Annotated in this window: 17 protein-coding genes; 14 read left to right on the top strand and 3 right to left on the bottom strand. The window is 54.4% G+C overall.

From position 1 onward, the window contains the following. Positions 1-68: 68 nt before the first annotated feature. The 8 genes from nadR (at position 69) to C7433_RS07360 (ending at position 9,107) form a co-directional block, all read left to right on the top strand. Positions 69-1,307: a multifunctional transcriptional regulator/nicotinamide-nucleotide adenylyltransferase/ribosylnicotinamide kinase NadR gene (gene nadR, locus C7433_RS07395; protein ID WP_006121839.1), complete on the top strand. Its 1,239-nt coding sequence runs from the start codon at positions 69-71 to the stop codon at positions 1,305-1,307. A gap of 322 nt (positions 1,308-1,629) precedes the next feature. Continuing rightward, complete coding sequence (locus C7433_RS07390) at positions 1,630-2,547, top strand: winged helix-turn-helix domain-containing protein (RefSeq protein WP_110267880.1); 918 nt, start codon at positions 1,630-1,632, stop codon at positions 2,545-2,547. Further along, the gene (locus C7433_RS07385; RefSeq protein ID WP_006121842.1) at positions 2,547-2,996 is read left to right on the top strand and encodes a hypothetical protein; all 450 of its coding nucleotides are present in this window, start codon (positions 2,547-2,549) and stop codon (positions 2,994-2,996) included. The genes C7433_RS07390 and C7433_RS07385 overlap by 1 nt, the downstream gene beginning before the upstream one ends. A gap of 301 nt (positions 2,997-3,297) precedes the next feature. Continuing rightward, on the top strand, positions 3,298-3,795 hold the full coding sequence (locus C7433_RS07380; RefSeq protein ID WP_226374626.1) for a fimbrial protein: 498 nt from the start codon (positions 3,298-3,300) through the stop codon (positions 3,793-3,795). Positions 3,796-3,834: 39 nt separating this feature from the next. Then, positions 3,835-4,524, top strand: coding sequence for a molecular chaperone (locus C7433_RS07375; protein WP_110267878.1), 690 nt, complete (start codon positions 3,835-3,837; stop codon positions 4,522-4,524). A 5-nt stretch (positions 4,525-4,529) separates the two neighbouring features. Further along, positions 4,530-7,052 (top strand): fimbria/pilus outer membrane usher protein, encoded by a 2,523-nt coding sequence (locus C7433_RS07370; protein ID WP_110267877.1) that lies wholly within the window; start codon positions 4,530-4,532, stop codon positions 7,050-7,052. A gap of 14 nt (positions 7,053-7,066) precedes the next feature. Beyond that, positions 7,067-8,350, top strand: a complete 1,284-nt coding sequence (locus tag C7433_RS07365; RefSeq protein ID WP_110267876.1) for a fimbrial protein — start codon at positions 7,067-7,069, stop codon at positions 8,348-8,350. A gap of 1 nt (position 8,351) precedes the next feature. Continuing rightward, entirely contained in the window at positions 8,352-9,107 is a 756-nt protein-coding gene (locus tag C7433_RS07360; protein WP_006118290.1) for a molecular chaperone, read from the top strand. A gap of 43 nt (positions 9,108-9,150) precedes the next feature. Here the strand turns inward: C7433_RS07360 and C7433_RS07355 are convergent, their stop codons facing one another. Next, positions 9,151-10,152 carry a zinc-binding alcohol dehydrogenase family protein gene (locus tag C7433_RS07355; RefSeq protein WP_006118291.1) on the bottom strand — a complete coding sequence of 334 codons (1,002 nt, stop codon included), beginning with the start codon at positions 10,150-10,152 and terminating at the stop codon, positions 9,151-9,153. A 96-nt stretch (positions 10,153-10,248) separates the two neighbouring features. Between C7433_RS07355 and C7433_RS07350 the strand changes: the two genes are divergently transcribed. Beyond that, complete coding sequence (locus tag C7433_RS07350) at positions 10,249-11,145, top strand: LysR family transcriptional regulator (protein ID WP_039338795.1); 897 nt, start codon at positions 10,249-10,251, stop codon at positions 11,143-11,145. Between the two features lie 36 nt (positions 11,146-11,181). On the opposite strand, the gene ettA is transcribed toward C7433_RS07350, so the two are convergent. Continuing rightward, positions 11,182-12,849 (bottom strand): energy-dependent translational throttle protein EttA, encoded by a 1,668-nt coding sequence (gene ettA, locus C7433_RS07345; RefSeq protein WP_006118292.1) that lies wholly within the window; start codon positions 12,847-12,849, stop codon positions 11,182-11,184. Positions 12,850-13,046: 197 nt separating this feature from the next. Continuing rightward, a complete protein-coding gene (gene deoR / locus C7433_RS07340) occupies positions 13,047-13,811 on the bottom strand; it encodes a DNA-binding transcriptional repressor DeoR (protein WP_006118293.1) in 765 nt (254 codons plus the stop codon). 550 nt (positions 13,812-14,361) lie between these two features. Between deoR and C7433_RS07330 the strand changes: the two genes are divergently transcribed. The 5 genes from C7433_RS07330 to C7433_RS07310 all read left to right on the top strand — a co-directional run bounded on the left by C7433_RS07330 (position 14,362) and on the right by C7433_RS07310 (position 22,910). Next, on the top strand, positions 14,362-15,948 hold the full coding sequence (locus tag C7433_RS07330; RefSeq protein WP_110267874.1) for a methyl-accepting chemotaxis protein: 1,587 nt from the start codon (positions 14,362-14,364) through the stop codon (positions 15,946-15,948). A gap of 440 nt (positions 15,949-16,388) precedes the next feature. Further along, entirely contained in the window at positions 16,389-17,942 is a 1,554-nt protein-coding gene (locus C7433_RS07325; RefSeq protein WP_110267873.1) for an aspartate aminotransferase family protein, read from the top strand. A gap of 10 nt (positions 17,943-17,952) precedes the next feature. Beyond that, positions 17,953-19,245, top strand: coding sequence for a lysine N(6)-hydroxylase/L-ornithine N(5)-oxygenase family protein (locus tag C7433_RS07320; RefSeq protein WP_110267872.1), 1,293 nt, complete (start codon positions 17,953-17,955; stop codon positions 19,243-19,245). 1 nt (position 19,246) lies between these two features. Then, on the top strand, positions 19,247-21,598 hold the full coding sequence (locus tag C7433_RS07315; RefSeq protein ID WP_110267871.1) for a GNAT family N-acetyltransferase: 2,352 nt from the start codon (positions 19,247-19,249) through the stop codon (positions 21,596-21,598). 79 nt (positions 21,599-21,677) lie between these two features. Further along, positions 21,678-22,910 carry an MFS transporter gene (locus tag C7433_RS07310; RefSeq protein WP_110268092.1) on the top strand — a complete coding sequence of 411 codons (1,233 nt, stop codon included), beginning with the start codon at positions 21,678-21,680 and terminating at the stop codon, positions 22,908-22,910. The last annotated feature ends 4 nt before the right edge of the window (positions 22,911-22,914 follow it).

Below are 22,914 nucleotides of genomic sequence, written 5' to 3'. Positions count from 1 at the left end.
TATGGTCACCGGGCAGACGACAGGCTACGCTCTTCCCCTCGTTGAACATTGCTTGCAGGAGGCACCACATGTCGGCGTTTGATTATTTAAAAACGGCGATTCGCCAGCAGGGCCACACGCTTCAACAGGTGGCCGATGCCAGTGGCATGACCAAAGGGTATTTAAGCCAACTGCTTAACGCGAAAATTAAAAGCCCCAGCGCGCAAAAGCTGGAGGCACTGCACCGTTTTCTCGGCCTGGAATTCCCCCGTCGCGATAAAAAAATAGGGGTGATTTTTGGCAAGTTTTATCCGCTCCATACTGGCCATATCTATCTGATTCAGCGCGCCTGTAGTCAGGTCGATGAGCTGCATATCATCATGGGCTACGACGAGCCGCGCGATCTGAGCCTGTTTGAAAACAGCGCCATGTCGCAGCAGCCCACCGTCAGTGATCGTCTGCGTTGGTTACTGCAAACCTTTAAGTACCAGAAAAATATTCGCATTCACGCCTTCGATGAAGAGGGGATTGAGCCCTATCCTCATGGCTGGGATGTGTGGAGCGCAGGGGTAAAGATCTTTCTGGAAGAGCAGGGGATTGCGGCAGACTGCGTCTATACCAGTGAGGCACCTGATGCTGAGATGTATCAACAGCATCTGGGCATTCAAACCATACTGATCGATCCGAACCGATCGTTTATGAATATCAGCGGCGCGCAGATTCGTCAGGATCCTTTCCGCTTCTGGGATTACATCCCCACCGAAGTGAAGCCCTTCTTTGTGCGCACCGTGGCCATTCTGGGCGGTGAGTCGAGTGGGAAATCGATGCTGGTGAATAAGCTGGCGAACATCTTTAACACGTCCAGCGCCTGGGAATATGGCCGCGACTATGTCTTTTCACATCTGGGCGGCGATGAGATGGCGCTTCAGTATTCAGACTACGACAAGATCGCGCTGGGCCATGCACAGTACATCGATTTTGCGGTGAAATATGCCAATAAAGTGGCATTTATTGATACCGATTTCGTCACGACCCAGGCATTTTGTAAAAAGTATGAAGGCCGTGAGCATCCGTTTGTTCAGGCCATGATTGACGAGTATCGCTTCGATCTGGTGATCCTGCTGGAAAACAACGTACCCTGGGTAGCGGACGGGTTACGCAGCCTAGGCAGCTCTGTAGATCGCCGCGAGTTCCAGAGCATGTTGATAGCGATGTTAGGTGAAAACAACATCGACTTTGTTCATGTGCAGGAAGAAGATTATGACGCGCGCTTCCTGCGCTGTATTGAACTGGTGAAAGGTATGCTGGGCGAACAAAGCGCCCTTTGAGATTTTTGCCTGCACGCCGGGGCGGTGAGGGGACACCCTGCCGCTCCTCACGTCCTGTTTTCTGCGCCTGTTATTTTCCCGCCTTTTTGATTACAAAAAATAATGCTTTGCGAAATACCGCGCCCTCCAAATAACGTACGTAACATACACAAACAAAATAAAGAATTTTGAATTCCTGAGTAACATTATTTCGTATTTAAAGTCTGAAATTATTTTATTTCTTCTGTTTGTTTATGTTAAATGTAAGTTCAATATTATTTACTGGCTTATATTAAGGGAGCATTCATAAGACAGAAATAAGGATATATCCGGATTTAATAATATGAAAAAGATAAGTATTGGTAATGAAGTGGTTTTTTATCCTGGGAAAAGGGAAATTGTTGGTAATAATCAGGTGCTGAAGCTGCATTCTTCAGTCTCATATTGTTTTGAATTGCTGATCGCGCGGCAGGGCGAAATTGTCGATCATGAGGCGTTTTATCAGTATGCCTGGCGACAGTTTGGGATGGAGGTCAGTGCCAATGCGTTATATCAAAGTATTTCGCTCATCAGAAAAGCGCTGTTGGCATGCAATATCCGTCAGGATGTGATCAGGACCATTCCACGCCGTGGCTTCATGCTGGCAAATGCGGTTCTTATTGAGGAGTCGACAATTGCGCCTGCTGATGAGGACGCTGGGGCAGGAAAAAACGACCAGAAAGACGAACAGAATATTCCGCCCTTCGCTACGTCCGGTGAAGAGGCGAGTGCGTGCGATACAACGGAATCCGTTATTCAGGATGATGAGGATATTTCAGAAAACCTTATTAAGAACGCAACGTATTCTGAACCAGAATCTCAACAGCCCATCAGCCGTCCTGAGCCTGCTGAATTCACTGTCAGCAAAGGCGCTTATCGCTATGCTATTTCGACACGGCATCTTTTTATCACGGGACTGGCGGTGATGACGATACTGGTTTGTGGTTTTGCCATCATGACCTTTTCACTTCACCGCCACGAGATGATTTTTATTAAACGGTTTGATATGAATGGATGTGAAATATACGCCAATGAAAAAGCCGGTAATGGCCTGGTCGCGCGCATCGCCGTTGACAGTAAAGTCAGTTGTACAGAACGACGAAAGATTTATATCACGGCATTTACCAATGGTGAACGCATTTCGGTACTGCAATGTAAAAATGCACTCTCGTTTTTCGGTTCCCCCGACTGTATTTCGTATTATTATATAAGGAGTAAGTAGTGAAGTTAACCTTTCTGTTGGCTGTAATCGTGATGACAGCAGCAGGCATTGTCGTGTTTTTATTCAGACAGGATTCTGTCCATTGTATTGCAAACAGTAATTACATCAGAAATGGTGAGACATTTTCCGTCATCACCTCTCATGATATGCGAGAGGGTCACGGTGTTATCGCCATCACCGGCCGACTCACCGATCACGATAATAACGTTACCCGTCTGAGCAAAATTATCCGGTTTACTTATCAGCGCGAGGGCGATCTGTACCTTGCCCGGTCAACATTAATCGAATCGTCCCCGGATAATCAAATGTCCCAGCAGGAACAGCAAAAGTGGCTGCCGGCATTTTTTATTAACGTGGGGGCGACGTTTCCCTTTGTCATCAAAAGGACAGGTATTGACACCTGGACATTTTATTCCGGCCCTGTTCCGCTTTACCTCTGCGAAAAATAAGCCATAAAACGTGGCGATCGTTAACGTTCTTTGTGGGTTCCCGGCCTGTGGTTATCTTAAGGGGACTCTCATTTCAGTAACAGAGGATTAACACCATCTAATTGAATTTAAATATCTTTCTATTTGATGGTGCATTCCTTCACATAAGTTCAGAACACTTCACACACCGTTCCCCTGCCGTGCGCCTTATGATCCTCGCCGCCAATGCGCATCTTTATTCATCAAAAATCATAAGAGGGAATCAATGAAAGCCTGCTCTTTTTCACGCTGCATGACGCTTGTTGTTTGTAGTGCGAGTTTAATGTCTTGCCATGTTTTTGCAGCCTCAGAAAATACAATTCGCTTTCAGGGCGAGGTCAATGCACAAACCTGTAACGTCAATGTTAATGATGCAACCGGCAGCCCGATTATTTTGCTGCCCACCGTTTCAACGGCCGAGTTGAGTACAGCAAAATCAACCGCCGGTAAAACACCTTTTACGATTAACTTAACCGGTTGCGTCGCACCGGACGCCGGATCAACACAGGCAATGGCAATTAATCTGGCTGGCAATAATATTTCGCCCACCGGCGATTTACTCAATACCGGCACCGCCGAAAACGTGGCGCTGCGTTTACTGGACAGTAACGACAACGCGATAGATTTGTCGGGTGGGACGGCCAGGGTCACCGGTATGACGCTGGAAAGCGGAAGCACCAGCGCATCGCAAAACTTTTCAGTCGTCTATTACAGCGACTCTGGAAAGGCGGGCGCCGGTACGGTTTTAAGTAGCGTTCAATATTCTGTCAGCTATCCCTAATCATCAGGCCCCCTTCTTTTAAGGGGGCAGGAGAACCCTGTGTTGAAGTCTCTTGTTCTTCTTTTTCTGGCCTTTTCAGCCATGTTTTGTCAGGCAAGCGTCGTATTAAATGGCACGCGCGTCATTGTAGAGGGTGCGAAAAAAGAAAAAACGCTTCAGTTTACGAATACTGGCGATCAGCCAGCGCTGATTCAGATTCAGGCGATCAATCTCAATAATCATTCTGTTCCCCCTTTTGTGGCGTTGCCGCAAATATTCAGGATTGCTCCTGAAGCCGGCCAAACGGTAAAGCTCAACGTGACGGAGAATAATCTTCCTCAGGACAGAGAGTCACTGTTTTATATGGATTACACCGAGATTCCCTCGTTAAAAAAAGGGCTGGAGGATAAGAATAAACTCTATTTGATTATTAAGAACAGAGTAAAGGTTATCGTTCGCCCAAAGGGACTGAATTTTTCCATGGATAACCTGAAGAATGCGCTCTCATACCATATTCAGGGACATGACATCGTCTTCCGCAATGCCTCGCCCTTTTACGCCAATATTCGATCTTTTGCGTTGGTCAAAGAGAATAACCGTGTTCCCTGGCATGAAGCCGTGACGCTGGCACCGTTTAGTGAGCAGCGTATTACGTTAAAAGGCCAGTCATCCCTTCAGGGATATACGCTTAACGCCGTTCTTATTAATGATTTTGGTGCCGACAAAAGAATAAACGTGAACGAAAAGTAGCAGAAATGAATATAGTCTCATTATTCTTATTGTTCGCTTTGAGTCTGCTTTTTCTCCGGGGCGGTCAGGCGGCTGAAGGTCAGGATGACTATCTGTTTGATCCTGCCTTAGTGCGCGAAATGCTGCCTGGACAGATTGCGATGCCTGACAATGTGCAGGACGCCTGGTTCCAGCCCGGCCGCTATGATGTCGATCTTTATCTCAACGGTAAATTTCAACAGTCCACGTCGGTTGATATCGTTCGTGCGGGCAGGGCGCTTTCGGTATGCCTGCCGTTGTCCTTTTATCAGGCCTTTGGCGTCAAAGCCCACTATCTCACTGCGCTCAAGGCGAAAGACTGTGCCAGGCCCGATGCGCTTTTGACGGGCGCGTCAGTTAACGTGAATACGGGCAGCCTGCGTGTAGACGTTACCGTCCCACAGGCGATGCGGGTTCAGCGGCCCGTCGGCTATATCGCGCCCGAAAACCTGACGGCGGGCACGACCATGGGGTTCGTGAATTACAATCTGAACCAGTTCTATTCCGATTATAAAAATGCGCAGCGTTTCGAATCCACGTATCTGGGTATTAACAGTGGCATCAATGTCGGCATGTGGCGTTTTCGTCAACAGGGAAACTTTACGCATGACGAGGTCGGCAATCGCTGGCAAAGCGCCAGGGCCTGGGTACAACGTGCGCTGCCGTCATTGCGAAGTGAGGCGGGCATAGGCGAGCTTTTCAGTAACGGCGATCTGTTTACGGCGGTCAGTTTCAACGGGGTCAGTCTGGACTCTGATGACCGTATGCTGCCGGATTCTGTTCGGGGTTACGCACCGCTGGTACGCGGCGTGGCAAACAGCAATGCCCGCGTGACGGTCTGGCAGGGCAAGCAACGGATATATCAGACAACCGTGCCGCCAGGGCCGTTTACGATCAATGATCTGAGCCCGGTGAGCTATGGCGGCGATCTCAGCGTGGAGGTTCAGGAGTCTGACGGCAGCCTGCATCGTTTTAGCGTGCCGTATGCGGTCTTACCGCAGTCGCTGCGTCCAGGCCGGACAGACTACAACTTTGCCGCCGGTAAAATCAGGGATTACAGCAAAGCCAACACCTTTACTGAGTTAACCGTCAGGCACGGCCTGAGCAATGCCATTACGCTGAACGGCGGCGTCAGGCTGGGCGAACGCTATCATGCCGTGCTGGCTGGCGGCGTCTGGGCTTCAGACATAGGGGCCGTGGGATTTAACAGCGCGTATTCCAGCGCGGTTCTGAACGGCGGTGAGTCGACCCAGGGATGGCGTTACGCACTGAGTTACAGCCGGACATTTCAGCCCACGAATACCACTCTGACGTTTGCGGGCTACCAGTATTCCACCCAGGGTTACCGCGATCTCAATGACGTGATTGCACTGAATAATGCGGAAACGCCGGGCCGCAACAGTATTATCAGCGAATATATGCAGCGTAACCGCCTGCAGATGACCCTGAATCAGACGCTGGGGCAGTGGGGCAACATCTATCTCTCCGGCTCGAAGCAAAATTACTATGACGGTCGCTCGCGGACGACACAGTTTCAGGTCGGTTATGGCACGGTGCTGCCCAAAAACATCGCACTGAATATTTCCCTGTCCCGCCAGTATTCGCGCAGAGCCTATGCCACCGATCCGCGCAGAGCTGTCATGGCTCAGTACGCAGACGAGACGTTTTATAAAGATACCCAGTTACAGGTCAGTGTCTCTGTGCCGCTGGGCACGGACGCCACTTCACCTTACCTGGCTCTGGGGGGATCCCGTGGAAGCCAGAACGGCAGTAATTACACAGCGTCGCTCAGCGGGCTGAGTGGTGAGAGCGGCACCAGCTACAGCCTGAATGTGAATCGCGATCAGCAGCAGCGTGACACGACAGTAAGCGGCAGCCTGGGCAAAACCTTTTCTGAGGCCAGCGTGACCGGTACTGCCTCGACCTCTTCACGGTTTAATCAGATGTCCGTTAACGCCATGGGGGCGGCGGTGATCCACAGCGGTGGCGTGACGTTAGGCCATTATCTGGGCGATACCTTCGCCCTCGTCGAGGCGAAAGGGGCCAGGGGCGCACGCATCCTGAACAGCCAGGGCAGTGAAATCGATCGCTTTGGCTATGCGCTGGTTCCTTCGCTCAACCCGTATCACTACAACACCATTACGCTGGGTGCCAGCGGCAGCGACGGTCATGTGGAAATTCAGGACAGCGAAAAAAGTGTCGCGCCTTATGCCGGTGCGATGGTGAAGGTGTCGTTCAGAACCTTACGCGGTTATCCCCTGATGCTGAAAACCCGCACGAATCGCGATGCTATGGTGCCTGTGGGCGCGGATCTGCTGGATGAGACGGGCAAGCGCGTGGGCACGTTTGGCCAGGGCGGCAATGCCTGGTTACGTGTGGCGAAAACCCAGGGCCGACTGAAAGCCGTCTGGGGTGACGATGCGCAATCGTCCTGTGTGATGGATTACCACATTCCTCAACCTGAACCTGACGCGGTGATGACCTACGCGGATGCCGTCTGTCGTTTTTAGATTCTAAGGTGTTAATGATGAAACGCGTTTTAGCGGTAATGACATTCTTTTTTTTGACAGCGTGGCTCCCGGCTTACGCGACCTGTACCCGGGTCAACCCGGTCGATCAGGGCTGTGATGCCTGCGGTGCGCCCCTGAATTTCGGCAATATCGGGTTAATGAATCTTCGCTATCAGCCCGCCGGCACCGTGCTGGCCCGTTCGGTGTTCCGGGTGGTGCCGTCTGTTGCTAACAACAATCCCGATCGCGTGTTGTACGAGTGTGACCTTGCTGATAAAGACCAACTGTTTGAAGTCTTCGCCACTAACGGTGACAGCAACGTTGGCGGTGCCTGGGACATGGGGGACAACTATTTCCAGACCTATTTTCCTTTTACTGCATTAAAGCTGGTTCACGTGCGCAGTGGCAGGCCCTTTACCCGTATCTGGCAAAAAGTACCGCTCACCCAGTATGAAATACAGGGAAATAAAATCCTGATCCGGGGACGCGACTTCAGCCCCATCAGTGCGGAGCTCATTCGTACCGACAGAAACAACCGCACGCCGGGTTACGCGTCGTGGGGCTGCCTCTGGGCGGCGGCCGATAATTACACTGGCTCCTACAGTTGCAACCAGCCCAATGGCTATGTGGTGTTTATGGGGCCGGGGATGAATGTGCCCGAAGCGGGTCAGGACAGCTGGAACCATTTTGAAACCTGGGGAACCGGACGTTACATGGCCTTTGGGATGAATACCGCGCCGGTCGCCACTCTGACGCAAAATATGACCCAGGGCTGCCGGGTGGAGAATTATACCGCAAACGTCCTTTTCCCCGGCATCAGCATCAATGCGCTCAATGAAGGCCAGGCGGTGACGGCGCCGCTCAGCATTACGCTGGCCTGTGCGAACGGAACCGAAAACCTCTCTGGCGTTCAGTCGGGTCAGCTGTCTCTGGGGTTTCAACCGAGCTACGCCGCGTGGCTGCAGGCGCAGCAGTTGGGACTGACGACGGGAGACGGTCTTTCGCGCTACCTGGTGTCCGATCATTACGACAGTTTACCGTCGCTGGCGAAAGGCGTGGGCATTCAGCTGGAAACGTCAGGTGGCCAGCCCGTCTCCTTTTTAAGCTGGAGCAGCTTCAGCGGGAGTGCGGGCTGGCGACCGGTGCTGGAGGACGCGCAGGTGATCAGCGGCAGCCAGCAGAATGACGAGAAACTGTATCAGCGTACTTTCAACGCCCGTCTAGCAAAGCTCCCGGGTAAAACGGTGACGGCGGGCCATGTTGATGCAACCGCATCTATCCTCATTCGGCTGCAATAAGATGAAAACGTTTCTTTGGTTATGGATGTGTATCGTGATTAACGCCCAGGCCGCGGTAATTCCGCAGCAAAGCCGACTGATCTTCCATCCCGGCGAGGTGCAAACCCCGTTACTGCTGGTTAACAGCGGCGACGCACCCGTGCTGATCCAGACCTGGGTCGACAGCGGCGCACCGGAAAAATCGCCGGGCAGTAAAGCCTTTCCTTTTGTCGCGCTTCCCGGCGTTTTTACGCTGAACAAAGATGAAAAAAAACAGATTACCGTTTTACGCACTGAGCTGGCCGCAACGCTGCCACAGGATCGGGAATCCCTTTACTGGCTCAATCTGTACGAAATCAGCGCCGTAAAAAAAGGAACGATACAGCCGGGCAGCGATAAGATCAGCATGGCGCTGAATACCCAACTTAAAGTGATCAACAGACCGTTTAAGAAGGCGATACCGTTTACGGCACGGGTGAACGCCGTCACCTTTCAGGTCAGGAAAATGCAGGGGCAGGTTTTCATTCGTGCCACCAACCGTAGTGGCTACTTTTTCACGCCGGGCAAAATGACCGTGCGGGCAGGCGGAAAAGGCTACACCGTTTATCTGGACGGGGATAAAACGCTCGCGCCTTTTTCCAGCAAAGAGTATCCCCTGATGGGAAACGCGTCGCCTTCCGCGGCGAGCCAGATCCTTGTTGATTACACGGCGCTGGACGATGAGGGGAACCCGCAGGCTTTTACCGCGCCTGTGGCTCCCTCCGAGGAAGCCCCGTGAAACGGGGCGAGCGGATGCCGCACGGACCGGCATCCGCAGGTGATCAGTAAACCATGACCACTTTGCCGCGCATATGGCCTTCCAGTACACGCTGGTGGGCCGCTTCCAGAGTTTCCACACTTAACCCGTGCAGGGTTTCACTCAGGGTGGTTTGCAGCTTTCCGTCATCTAACAGGCGGGCAACGCTATTCAGAATCTCACCCTGTTGCGCCATATCCGGCGTGGTGAACATGCTGCGAGTGTACATAAACTCAAAGTGCAGCGAGGCGCTCTTAAGCTTCAGTTGATCCATTGACAGCGGATGTTCGTTCTCGACGATGGTGCAGATATGACCCTGGGGCGCGATGAGCTGGCTCATGGTTTCCCAGTGGCCGTCAGTGTCGTTAAGGCAGAAAATGTAGTCGACCTGCTTAATGCCGTGCTTTTCCAGCTCAGCGGGCATGTCTTTATAGTTGATCACCAGGTCGGCCCCGCGATCGCGGCACCACTGGGCAGAGTCTTCCCGTGACGCGGTGGCAATCACTTTCGCCTTACTGCGCATTTTCGCCAGCGGAATCGCCAGAGAGCCTACACCGCCTGCGCCGCCAACGATCAGCAGCGTTTGATCGTCACGCGCGGCTGCCATATCCAGTCGCTCGAACAAACCTTCCCAGGCGGTAAGCGCCGTTAAAGGAATCGCCGCAGAGGCCGCCCAGTCGAGCGTTTTCGGCTTATGGCCAGTGATACGGGAATCGACTAACTGTTCGGTGCTGTTACTGCCCGGGCGGGTAATATCACCCGCATAGTACACTTCATCCCCGGGCTTGAAGCCCGTGACTTTGCTGCCGGTTTCCAGCACCACGCCGCTGGCATCCCAGCCGAGGATACGCGGCACCTGCAAACCATTTTTGATCGCGCCTTTATGCACCTTGGTATCCACCGGGTTGACCGAGGCGGCTTTTACCTGGACACGCAGGTCATACTCGCCGGGTACAGGCGTTTCCGGGAAAATTTCGGTAAAGTTTTTTGGGTTTTCGGGATCAACAGCAATCGCGCGGACAGACATAATCTATTCTCCTGTAGTGTTTCTTCAAGTGTAGAACCCCACCGCCAGGCTGATAAGATGGACAATAGTTATTAGAGTGTTCGTCTGAGGTGAACAATGGCGTTTCGTGAGTGGCAGGATATGGCGCTGTTTGCGCTGGTGGCGGAGTGCGGCAGCTTTACCGCTGCGGCAGAGCGGGCAGGTTTGCCCAAATCCAGCGTCAGTCAACGTATCAGCCAGCTTGAGCAGCGGCTGGGCATCCGGCTGTTAAACCGGACGACGCGCCAGCTTAACCTGACCTTTGCCGGGGAGCGTTATCTGCTGCACTGTCAGGAGATGATGCAGGCTAGCGAACGTGCCGAACAGGCGATTGCCAACCTGCGGGAAAATCCCAGCGGTCGCCTGCGCATCACCAGCCCGGCAGGCATTGGGGCAACCTTACTGGCGCGCTGTAACGCCGCGTTTTTACGGCGTTATCCTGATGTCACGCTGGACATTTCCGTTTCAGACGAGATTCGCGACCTGGTACAGGATGGCTTTGATCTTGCCTTACGCACCGGCCAGCCACAGGAATCGTCTCTGATTGGGCGACGAGTCGGGTACTGCGAGCGATTGCTGGTGGCCTCGCAGACTTATCTCGATCAGCATCCGCCGGTTACTCATCCGCAGCAGCTGGCTGAACATCGCTGTATCGCGCACCGCGCCTGGAACGAGTGGGTGCTTAAACGCGACAGTCAGTATCATCGCTGGCTGCTGCCGCCCGCGCACCTGACCGACAATTTGCTCTATGCCCGCGAATCGGCGCTGGGGCATGCTGGCATTACGCTACTGCCGCGTTTCTTAACGGACGGGGAGATGCGCGATGCGCGCCTGGTGCAGGTGTTACCGGAATGGACGGTTGAGGGAAACGAGCTGTGGCTGGTCTATCCCAGTCGTAAACTGAATTCGCCCGCGCTGATGAGGTTTATTGAATTTGCGTTGCAGTCGCCGGTGTTTCGCGACTTTTACCGCTGAGGAAAAGAAAAGGGCGGCATTGCTGCCGCCTCTGAATCATTTGGCAATACGCTTGTACTTGATGCGCTTCGGCTCCAGCGCATCCGCGCCCAGCGTGCGTTTCTTGTACTCTTCGTATTCGGTAAAGTTACCTTCGAAGAACTCGATCTTCCCTTCATCCTGGTAGTCCAGAATGTGCGTCGCGATGCGGTCAAGGAACCAACGGTCATGCGAGATCACCATGGCACAGCCAGGGAATTCAAGCAGGGCGTTTTCCAGCGCGCGCAGGGTTTCAATGTCCAGGTCGTTGGTCGGTTCATCGAGCAGCAGCATGTTGCCGCCAACCTGCAGCAGTTTTGCCAGATGCAGACGGCCCCGCTCACCACCGGATAACTCACCGACGCGTTTGCCCTGATCGACGCCTTTAAAGTTAAAGCGTCCGACATAGGCGCGGCTTGGCATTTCCGTGTTGCCGATACGCATGATGTCCTGGCCGCCGGAGACTTCTTCCCATACGGTTTTGGCGTTATCCATGCTGTCACGGAACTGATCGACAGAGGCCAGCTTCACGGTTTCACCCAGCACGATCTCACCGGAATCCGGTTGTTCCTGACCGGACATCATGCGGAACAGCGTGGATTTACCGGCCCCGTTCGGACCGATGATGCCGACGATGGCACCTTTCGGTACCGAGAACGACAGATCGTCAATCAGCACGCGGTCACCGTAGGATTTACGCAGGTGGCTGACTTCCAGCACCTTATCACCCAGGCGGGCACCCGGCGGAATAAACAGTTCGTTGGTTTCGTTACGTTTCTGGTAGTCGGTATTGTTCAGCTCTTCAAAGCGTGCCAGACGGGCTTTGCCTTTAGACTGCTGGCCTTTTGGCCCTTTACGTACCCACTCCAGCTCTTTCTCGATAGATTTACGACGGGCCGCTTCAGTCGAAGCTTCCTGTGCCAGACGGGCATCTTTCTGCTCCAGCCATGAAGAGTAGTTACCTTCCCACGGAATCCCCTCACCACGGTCGAGTTCCAGGATCCAGCCGGCAACGTTATCCAGGAAGTAACGGTCGTGGGTAATCGCGACCACGGTGCCTTCGAAGTCATGCAGGAAGCGTTCCAGCCAGGCGACCGATTCGGCGTCCAGGTGGTTCGTCGGTTCGTCCAGCAGCAGCATGTCTGGCTTTTCCAGCAGCAGGCGGCACAGCGCAACACGGCGGCGTTCACCACCGGACAGGTTCGCGATTTTGGCGTCCCAGTCTGGCAGGCGCAGCGCATCGGCGGCACGTTCCAGCTGTGTGTTCAGGTTATGGCCGTCGTGGGCCTGAATGATCTCTTCCAGACGTCCCTGCTCAGCTGCCAGCTTGTCAAAATCCGCATCTTCTTCGGCGTAAAGCGCATAAACCTCATCAAGGCGTTTCAGCGCGCCAACCACTTCCGACAGCGCTTCTTCAACGGATTCACGCACGGTGTGCTCAAGGTTGAGCTGCGGTTCCTGCGGCAGGTAACCAATTTTGATACCGGGCTGTGGACGGGCTTCCCCTTCGATGTCTTTATCGATGCCTGCCATGATGCGCAGCAGCGTCGATTTACCGGCACCGTTCAGGCCGAGTACGCCAATTTTCGCACCGGGGAAGAAGCTGAGGGAGATGTTTTTCAGAATATGGCGCTTTGGCGGTACCACTTTGCCAACGCGATGCATGCTATAGACGAATTGAGCCACGTTGTATTGAGCCTCTGGGTCTGTTTGTCGTTTGGATGATGTCGAAGTTTAGCCTTTTTCGCCGCCTAATCACAGCCGAGGGGACGGGATTATTCGATGGCGGCCGCGGGTTCAGAATAACTGTTTGATTTATGTCCGTTGTCAGACCGACCCGGCACAGGGCAACGCGCATCAGAACGCCGGTGGACAGGCTGAAGTCAGGGCAGGCGCACGGGAATAGACTGTTGCGCTAACCACTGACTCAGCGTGGCATCTGGCGCGCTGTCGCTGACCAGCAGGTCGAAGCGTGAAAGTGCGCCAATGCGGGCCGGTAACACTTTCCCATATTTGCTGCTGTCCGCCACTAAAACTCGCTGGCGCGCGCGCCGCATGGCGTGGTGTTTCATGGGCAGTTCATTGAGGTTATAGCAGGTCGCGCCCTGATCGTGGCTGACGCCTGCCGCAGAAATAAAGGCCAGGTCAGGGCACAGGTCATCCAGAATGCACTGTCCGCCCACCGGCGTGAATAAGGCGTTATCCGCATGGAATTCACCGCCGCTCAGGATGACATGGCAGGCGGGCTTTTCTTTTAATGCCAGAAAGGTATTCATGGCACAGCAGATGGCGGTGAAGGGCAGGGCATCCGGAATGGCATCCACCACATAGGGCAAGGTCGTCCCGCAGTCGAAAAAGACGGTATCGTTCTCCCCGATCAGACCTGCCGCCGCCTGCGCCAGTTGCTGTTTGCGGGTGGCGTTTTGCCCGTGCTGATCGGAGACAAAATAGTGACCGGGTTGGCTTCTGGGATCGCTGACGATATAGCCGCCGAGCAGGACGACGCTGGATGTCGGTTCGCTTAGATCCCGGCGAATCGTCATCTCTGAGACGTCCAGCAACCGGGCGGCATCCTTCAGGTGAAGTTTATCGGTGCGCTTCAGTGCCAGAGCGAGTTTGCGCAGACGTTCGTCGCGGCGGGTTTCCATTGTCATCTCTGAACCTGTATTCCTTGAGGAGGACGTCATATGTCTGTTACACCGCGAAGGTGGCCGGTAACGGGGGCGTTCAACTCGCCCGTTTTCACTTCGTGACCTTTGATAAAGGCAAAAAAGAAGGCGTTGCATGCTCGACGCATCCGTTTTTTATCTTACCTGCAAAGCGATTATCCCGTAAATCGCTGGCATGCCACACGGGGAACCGTACTGTAACCTGCAATAAGCCGATGTGTGATGTTGAAATTTTAACAATGTCTTTGCGCGATATCGGACGGTTTGTACCGCAGCGCAATATGCCAGTGCGCAGGTCACACCGGTAATGCCCGCTGAGCAACCTCCGTTACAGGTCAAAGCGCACAGGCTGTGAAAGCGCAAGGCAAGATATTATGGGTAAAAATGTCGCTATTTGGGGGCTTTCTGTCACAAAATTGTCACGTTATTTCCTCAACCGGCTCCATAAAGGTTGCTACCCGCCAGGACGATAATCAATGTGACGAAAGTCACGTTTGTTCTCCTATTTATTCATCAGGTAACAGTTTTTATGAAGCTCAATCGATTTAAAATTGGTCAAAGACTCGGTTTTCTTGCCACGTTGCTGCTGCTTGCAACCCTGTTGATGGGGGTGAACGGATTGCGTGTTAACGGACAGGCTTTAGAGAACAGTCAGGCCGTTATGGCAAAGGAGATGCTCATTGCAGAAAGTATTGATACTGCGCGCAGCGCGCAGGTGCAGTTCAAAATACAAGTGCAGGAGTGGAAGAATATTCTGCTGCGTGGGACACAAGGACAAAATACATTTGATAAATATAAAACGGCCTTTTTGAATGAAAGCCAGAAAACGCAGCAATTATTGACCCGGCTCAGTCAGATTCAGGCCAAGCTGAACCTGCCAGTTGCCCCGGTTGAGCAGGCGCGCGCGGCGCATGCCGGGCTGGAACGCCAGTACCTGACGGCGCTGAACAGCTATGTTATCAACGACATCAGCAGCCCCGCGCGGGTCGATCATCAGGTAACGGGCATTGATCGTGCGCCCACCCAGCAAATCGATGCGCTGGTCACGTCGACCTTAGCGCGTGCGCAGGAAATGCATCGGGACATTGATGCGAGTAACCTTGCGCATTACCAACAAACGCGCCTGCTGTTGCTGATCGCAATGGGATGCATCCTGTTAGTGGGCGCGGGAATTACATGGTGGCTTATCCAGAGCATTACGCAACCGTTGAAACAGGCAATCACGATAGCCAAAACGGTAGCAGCGGGTGACCTGCGCGCCCGTATTAGCGTCAGCGGACATGATGAAACGGCACAATTGATGGCCGCACTGCGCGATATGAATACGAGCCTGACACGCATTGTGATCGGTGTTCGCGGTGGAACAGAGGCCATTGCGGCCACGACAGATCAGGTGGCACATGGCAGCCGTGAGCTTTCTTCACGTAATGAAGCGCAAGCCAGTGCGCTGGAAGAAACGGCGGCGTCAATGGAACAACTGACCTCTGTTGTAAAAATCAATGCAGAAAATGCCCATCATGCCAGCATCATTGCACGTGATACGCGCCAGCGCGCCGATGATGGCGGTGAGGGGGTCGAAAAAGTGGTCATTGCCATGGAAGATATCCATCAGTTTTCACGCGAAATTAATGACATCGTTACGGTAATTGACGGCATTGCTTTCCAGACGAATATTTTGGCCCTTAACGCGGCGGTAGAAGCCGCCCGTGCTGGTAACGACGGACGCGGTTTTGCCGTTGTCGCTTCAGAGGTCCGTGCACTGGCGCAGCGTTCCGCTACGGCGGCCCGCGAGATTCGGGGACTCACGGATCGATCGGTGACGCTGGTTGCGCAAGGCAATTCACTTGTAAAAGGCGCGGGGGCATCCATGCAGGCGATCGTTGAGAGCGTAAAACAGCTGTGTACGCTCATGGAGAATATCTCTGCTGCCAGCGCTGAACAGAGTGCCGGTATTGAACAAGTCAATTTGGCGGTGACGCATATGGATGCCGCGACGCAGCAAAACGCAACCTTATCACAGCAGTCAGCCCAGTCCGCACGGGCATTAGACCAGCAGGTCAGCGCGCTGGTTGAGAACGTCAGTGTATTCAGGCTTGATGCCCAGACCGCAATGTAGAACCGTGCCGGGGCTGAGCCTCTGCATCCCGTCATCTGTATTCACATCTTGAAAACAGCACTTCCCTACGGAATCAGGGCCGTGGGGAAGCCTGTTTTGTCAGCCTGGCGGCTCCTTTCGCCTACTTTTTGTGATCAAGATCACGTAAATAGATATTAGTCATACTTATGAGAATGGTTACACTTCCATAAATTGAATGATAATGATTATTATTTATGTTGTCATTTTCGTTAACAATCACTCAGTAAATACAAATAAACCACACAAAATGTAGTTTTTTAGATTTTTGCGAACATAAATTCTCAATTTTTCAGGGCTGATGGGTTAGCTGTACCGGCTAAAGATTACCGAATCTGAACTGACACGTGCGGTCTGGCACGATCTGCTGCCCTTTTACCGGGGCGGCCAGGCGACTTACGTCTTAAACAAAGGAACAGGATATGGTGTTACGTAAGCAAACTCTGTCGGTCCCGCGCCGACATCTGTCTGAAGATATTCCTGCGGCTCAGGACGTCATCTTTAACGAGGCGCAGATTACGGCGTGGCAGCAGCAAACGCACGCGGCGCTGACGCTGATCAGCAGCACGGTGCAGCGCGTGGAGAAGCCGTTCAGCGGAATCCTGCCCCATGAGCTGGCCCCGGCGTTCAGCGCCGTCGACCTTGATCAGCCTCTGGGCAGCAACGAAGCCGCGCTGGAAGAGCTGCGATCACTTTACCTGCGCGATGCCGTCTGGTTCCACCACCCCAAATATGTCGCCCATCTTAACTGCCCGGTTGTGCTGCCCTCGCTGCTGGCAGAGCAGATCATGGCGGCGGTTAACAGCTCCGTCGATACCTGGGATCAAAGCGCGGGCGGCACGCTGATTGAGCAGAAGGTCATTGACTGGACGCTGGGCCGTATCGGCCTGCCTGCGAGCGCAGACGGCATCTTTACCAGTGGCGGTACGCAGTCCAATCTGATGGCGATGCTGCTGGCGCGGGACAGCTGGTGCGTCACGCACCATCCGGGTCACCTGATCAAGCATAAGGGGTTGCCGGCGGAGGCCGCGAAATGGCGCGTGCTGACCTCCCGACTGAGTCATTTCAGTATTCAGAAGTCGATGGCGATTCTTGGCCTGGGCTACGATGCGGTGATTTCCGTGGATTATGACGAACACTACCGCATGGACAGCGTACAGCTTGAGCGCGAAATTGAGCACTGCCATGCGCAGGGCCTGATTCCCATCGCCGTCGTGGCCACCAGTGGCACCACCGATTTTGGCAGTATCGATCCGCTGAACGCTATCGCGGATCTGTGTCAGCAGTACGGCATCTGGATGCACGTCGATGCGGCTTACGGCTGTGGCCTGCTGGTATCTGAAACGCAGCGGCAGCGCCTCAGTGGTATCGAAAAAGCGGACTCGGTGACGGTGGATTACCACAAGTCATTCTTCCAGACCGTCAGCTGCGGGGCGTTTTTCGTGCGCGATAAACAGCACCTCAGCCATGTGACGCACCATGCTGATTACCTCAATCCGCTCAGCGCCCAGCAGGAAGGGACGCCAAACCTGGTCAACAAAAGTATTCAGACGACGCGCCGGTTTGACGCGCTGAAAATGTGGCTGACGTTGCGCATCATGGGCCCGGCGGCGCTGGGGGAAGCATTCGATACCATCCTGACGTTGACCGAGGCAACCCATCAGTTGCTGAAAGCCCATCCGTCTATTGAGGTGCTGCATGCGCCTGAACTGACCACACAAATCTTCCGTTTCGTACCCCGGCCTGACATGCGGGCCGCACAGCTGGATGCCATCAATGCCGGTATCCGCAAGGCGCTGTTCCGCTCGGGTAACGCGGTGATCGCCGGTACGAAAGTCGAGGGTCACCAGTACCTCAAATTTACCCTGCTGAATCCCACCACTACGGTGGCCGACATGGAAGACGTCATTGCCCTGATTGTCCATTACGGCCGGGAGCAGGCACGTGACCTGACTTTGCAAGCCGCTAACCAGTGAGAACGGTACGATGAACGACAACATTTATGACTTTATCGGAATTGGCATCGGTCCTTTCAATCTCAGCCTGGCCTGTCTGAGTGAACCTGTTGAAGGGCTGAATGGCCTCTTTCTGGATCAGAATCCGGGCTTTGACTGGCATACCGGCATGATGCTGGAAAGTGCGCATCTGCAAACGCCGTTTATGGCCGATTTGGTGACGCTGGCCGATCCCACCAGTCCTTACAGTCTGCTGAATTATATGAAGCAGAAAGGAAAACTGTATTCGTTCTATATCCGCGAAGACTTTTTCCTGATGCGTAAAGAGTACAACCAGTACTGTCAGTGGGCCTGTTCAAAGCTGAGTAACCTGCGCTGGAACACGCGCGTGGACTATGTGAGCTACGACGAAGCGTTACAGTGCTACCGCGTGCGGGCAGTCGATACGGTCAGTGGGCAGCAGCAGGACTGGCTGACCCGCAGGCTGGTGTTGGGCACCGGTCCTGAAGCCTGGCTGCCTGGCTGCAGCCATCCATACCGGTCGCGTTTTACGCACTCCAGTCAGTATCTGGCGAATAAGGCGGATTTGCAGAAAAAACCGTCCATTACCGTACTGGGTAGCGGGCAGAGCGCGGCAGAGATCTATTACGATCTGCTTACGGAGATCGATCGGTTTGGCTATCAGCTGAACTGGATAACCCGTGCGCCACGCTTTTATCCGCTGGAATATACCAAACTGACGCTGGAGATGACCTCGCCAGAATGGGTGGACTATTTCCACGCGCTGCCGGGTGAGAAACGCGATGCGCTGAATGCGCGTCACAAAAATCTCTATAAAGGCATCAACAGCACGCTGATCAACGCTATTTACGATCTGATGTACGTTAAGCAACTGGATGGCGCGCTGAACGTTAACCTGTTCACCCATTCAGAACTGACCGGAATGCGCGCGTTACCCAACGGAGAGTTCGAGCTCGCGCTGCATCAGCAGGAGCAGGATTGTGCCTTTACCCGCCGTACGCACGGTCTGGTGATGGCAACGGGCTATCAGTATCGTCCGCCGATGTTTATTGAAGGCATCAGCCAGCGTCTGCGCTGGGACGAGAAGGGCCGTTACGACGTTCAGCGTAACTACAGCATTGATCGCCACAACCAGATCTTCGTGCAGAACGCGGAGCTGCACACGCACGGCTTCGTTACACCGGATCTGGGCATGGCCTGCTATCGCAATTCGGTGCTGCTGCGTGAAATCACCGGCAAAGAGATCTATCCCGTCGAACGGCAGATTGCCTTCCAGACTTTCCCGGCTCAATCGGAATCGTAATATGTCACAGTTAACGCTTTTCACTGCCGCCCGCCCGGCAGGCCAGTTTACCCTCCGCCCCATGCAGGCCGCTGACGCCACGCTGATTCATCGCTGGGTGACGCGCGACTATGCCCGCTTCTGGGGAATGCAGAATGACACACCAGAGCAGGTCGCCGACTTTTACCACCAGCTGACGGCCAGGGATCCGCATGCGGCGTTGATCGGCTGCTGCAATGGTGAACCGGCCTTCCTTGTCGAATGCTATCGCGCCCGCGAGGATGAAGTAGGTAAATACTATCCCGCTCAGCCGGACGACTACGGCATGCATATTCTGATCGCGCCCGCGGAAACCCCGGTCAGGGAATTTAGCTGGCAGGTCTTCAGCACCGTTATGGACTACCTGTTCAGCCGCCCCGAGGTCAGTCGCGTGGTGGTCGAACCGGATGTGCGCAACGACAAAATCCATCGCCTGAACAAACGTGCGGGTTTTCGCTACCAGCACACCATTGATATGGGCCACAAAACCGCCTGGCTCGCCTTCTGTCAGCGCGACGATTATCAACAGGCATTACTGCAGGACTCACGAATGAATCACGCCACCTCACTGTTAACCGGTGCCCATCTCACCGGACCTCACTGGCTGCAGGCTAACCGTTTACTGATTCGTAAAGCGATTGCCGAATTCGCGCATGAAAAGCTGATCGTCCCCGACGAAATGCACCCAGGACGTTATCGCCTGGCCGTGCCGGGTGCCGAGGCAGAGTACCATTTTTCCGCTCAGCGTCTGGCGCTGGACCACTGGGATATCGACGTTGCCTCACTGGAAAAGCAGGAGAATGGTCGGGCGTTACCGCTGGATGCGCTGCAGTTTATTGAGGAGTTTAATGCGCAGATCGGCATTCCTCAGGCGCTGTTAGCCACCTACATGGAAGAGATCAGCAGCACCTTATGCAGCAGCGTATTTAAGTTGCAGAAGCAGAATCCAGACAGCCAGGCGCTGGTAAAAGCGGACTTCCAGACCGTGGAATCCTCCATGACGGAAGGGCATCCCTGCTTCGTCGCCAATAACGGCCGCATCGGCTTCGATGCGCGGGATTACCTGGCTTATGCTCCAGAGGCCGCCGCGCCGGTAAATCTCATCTGGGTAGCCGTGCATCGTCGTCATGCCCATTTCTCCAGCCTCAGCGCGCTGAGCTATACGCAGTTGCTGCAGGAGGAGCTAGGGCAGTCCATTCTGGATCGGTTCGCGGCTCAGCTGACAAGCCACGGGGTGGAACCCGAGGATTATATCTTTATGCCCGTGCATCCGTGGCAGTGGCAGAATAAACTGCTGACGGTGTTTGCGGCGGATATTGCCAGTCGGGACATTATTTATCTGGGCATCGGTGATGACCAGTATCAGGCGCAGCAGTCGATTCGTACCTTCTTTAACCGCAGCCAGCCCCACAAGCGTTATGTGAAAACCGCCCTGTCGGTGCTCAACATGGGCTTTATGCGCGGCTTGTCGCCGTACTATATGGCGACCACGCCTGCGATTAATGAATGGCTGGAAACGCTGGTGGCAAACGACAGCTGGCTTCAGCGCTGCAACTTCCGCATCCTGCGCGAGGTGGCCGCCGTGGGCTATCACAACCGCCATTACGAACGTGCCATTAAGGGCGATTCCGCCTATAAGAAAATGTTTGCGGCCCTGTGGCGCGATAATCCGGTTCCTGATCTGCAGCCCGGCCAGCGCTTGATGACCATGGCGGCGTTCCTGCATGTTGATCACCATCAGCAGCCGTTACTGCCCGCACTGATCGCCGACTCAGGCCTGCCCGCGGCACAGTGGGTTGAACGTTACCTTAACTGTTACCTCAGTCCGCTGCTGCACTGCTTCTATCAACACGATCTGGTGTTTATGCCCCACGGCGAAAATCTGATCCTGCTGCTGGAAAACAATGTGCCGGTCAGCGCCTACATGAAAGACATTGGCGAAGAAATCGCCGTCATGAACCCGGAGGCGGTGCTGCCGAAGAACGTCCAGCGTCTGGCGGTAGACGTGCCTGAAGAACTGAAGCTGTTGTCGATTTTTACCGACGTCTTTGACTGTATCTTCCGCTTTATCAGCGCGATTTTGCACCAGTCAGGTACGCTGCCCGAGAGTCAGTTCTGGCAGTTGGTGGCACAGTGTGTGAAGGATTATCAGCAGGCGCATCCGCAGCTGGCCAGTAAATTTGCCCGCTACGATATGTTTGCGCCCACCTTTACCCGCTCCTGTCTGAACCGCCTGCAGCTGGCCAATAATCAGCAGATGATCAACCTGTCCGATCCTGCCGAAAACCTCAAGTTTGCCGGCACGCTGGAGAATCCTGTCGCCCAGTGGCGTTAACGGGATCATCACCGCCTTTCCCATCAGCGCGGTCGCCCTGGCGGCCGCGTTTTTCTCGTTTTACTGGATAATACTGACGATGGCTCGTTTTCAACCTGTCTCGCGCCTGACGCGACGACATCTGTTATTTCCTTTATCGCTGGTGCTGTTTGAGTTTGCCACCTATCTCGCGCATGACATGATTCAGCCCGGCATGCTGCGGGTCACACAGGCGTTTCACGTGGGCCCGGAGTGGGTGGCCACCTCGTTGACCGCCTATCTGATGGGCGGGATGCTGTTACAGTGGCTCCTGGGGCCGCTGTCCGACAAGCTGGGCCGCCGTCCGGTCCTGCTGACCGGTGTTGCGTTTTTTATGCTGACCTGTCTGGCGACGCACTGGGTGCAGGGCATCGGGCCGTTTATCCTGCTGCGCTTTCTGCAGGGCATCAGCCTGTGCTTTATCGGTGCGGTGGGCTATGCCGCCATTCAGGAGGCTTTTGACGAGGCACTCAGCGTAAAGATGATGGCGCTGATGGCGAACGTTGCGCTGCTGGCTCCGCTGGCCGGGCCGCTGGCGGGTACGGCGTTTCTGGCCGTCGCAGACTGGCGCACACTGTTTCTGTTTTTCGCTGCTCTGGCCGCGCTGTCGCTCATTGGCCTGGGCCTGTCGATGCCGGAAACCGCAGGGGACAGACGCACCTCCGTATCGCTGCCGTCGCTGGCGGCGGGCTATTATGCGTTGCTAAAAGACCGCCAGGTGATGTGCGGTTCGCTGGCTATTGGCCTGGTGACGATTCCCTGCCTGACATGGGTCGCGCTTTCGCCTGTTATCCTGATTCACGGTCTGGGCCTGAGCCGACTGGATTACGCACTGCTTCAACTGCCGGTCTTTATGGCAATGATTGCCGGGAATCTCACGCTGGGACGACTGGCCAGCCGTCTCTCCGTCGAGCAGCCGTTACGGTTGGGTGCCTGGCCTGTGGTTACAGGGCTTTTGATCACTGCGCTGAGCACGTTATGGCAGGCGGACAGCTACATTGGGCTCACGGCTGGCCTCAGCCTGTACGGCTTCGGCAGCGGGATGGTCAATGCCGGACTGTACCGACTGACGTTATTTTCCAGTCAGGCAGGGAAGGGCAGCGTGGCAGCGATGCTGGGCATGGTCAGTATGGTGGTCTTTGCTTTTGGGATTGAGGCAGGCAAAGCGGCTTATTTTCATGGCGGTACCGCAGGCTTCAGCCTGTTGAATCTGATCTGTGGTGTGCTGTGGCTGTGGTTAGTACGTGTTTTTCTGCGAGAAAAACAGCGGCGACATTGCGCCGCTGTGGCATAAGCGC

This window comes from Pantoea sp. PNA 03-3, assembly GCF_003201175.1.
GTDB lineage: Bacteria > Pseudomonadota > Gammaproteobacteria > Enterobacterales > Enterobacteriaceae > Pantoea > Pantoea stewartii.
This window is presented reverse-complemented; position numbering and strand designations above follow the sequence as displayed.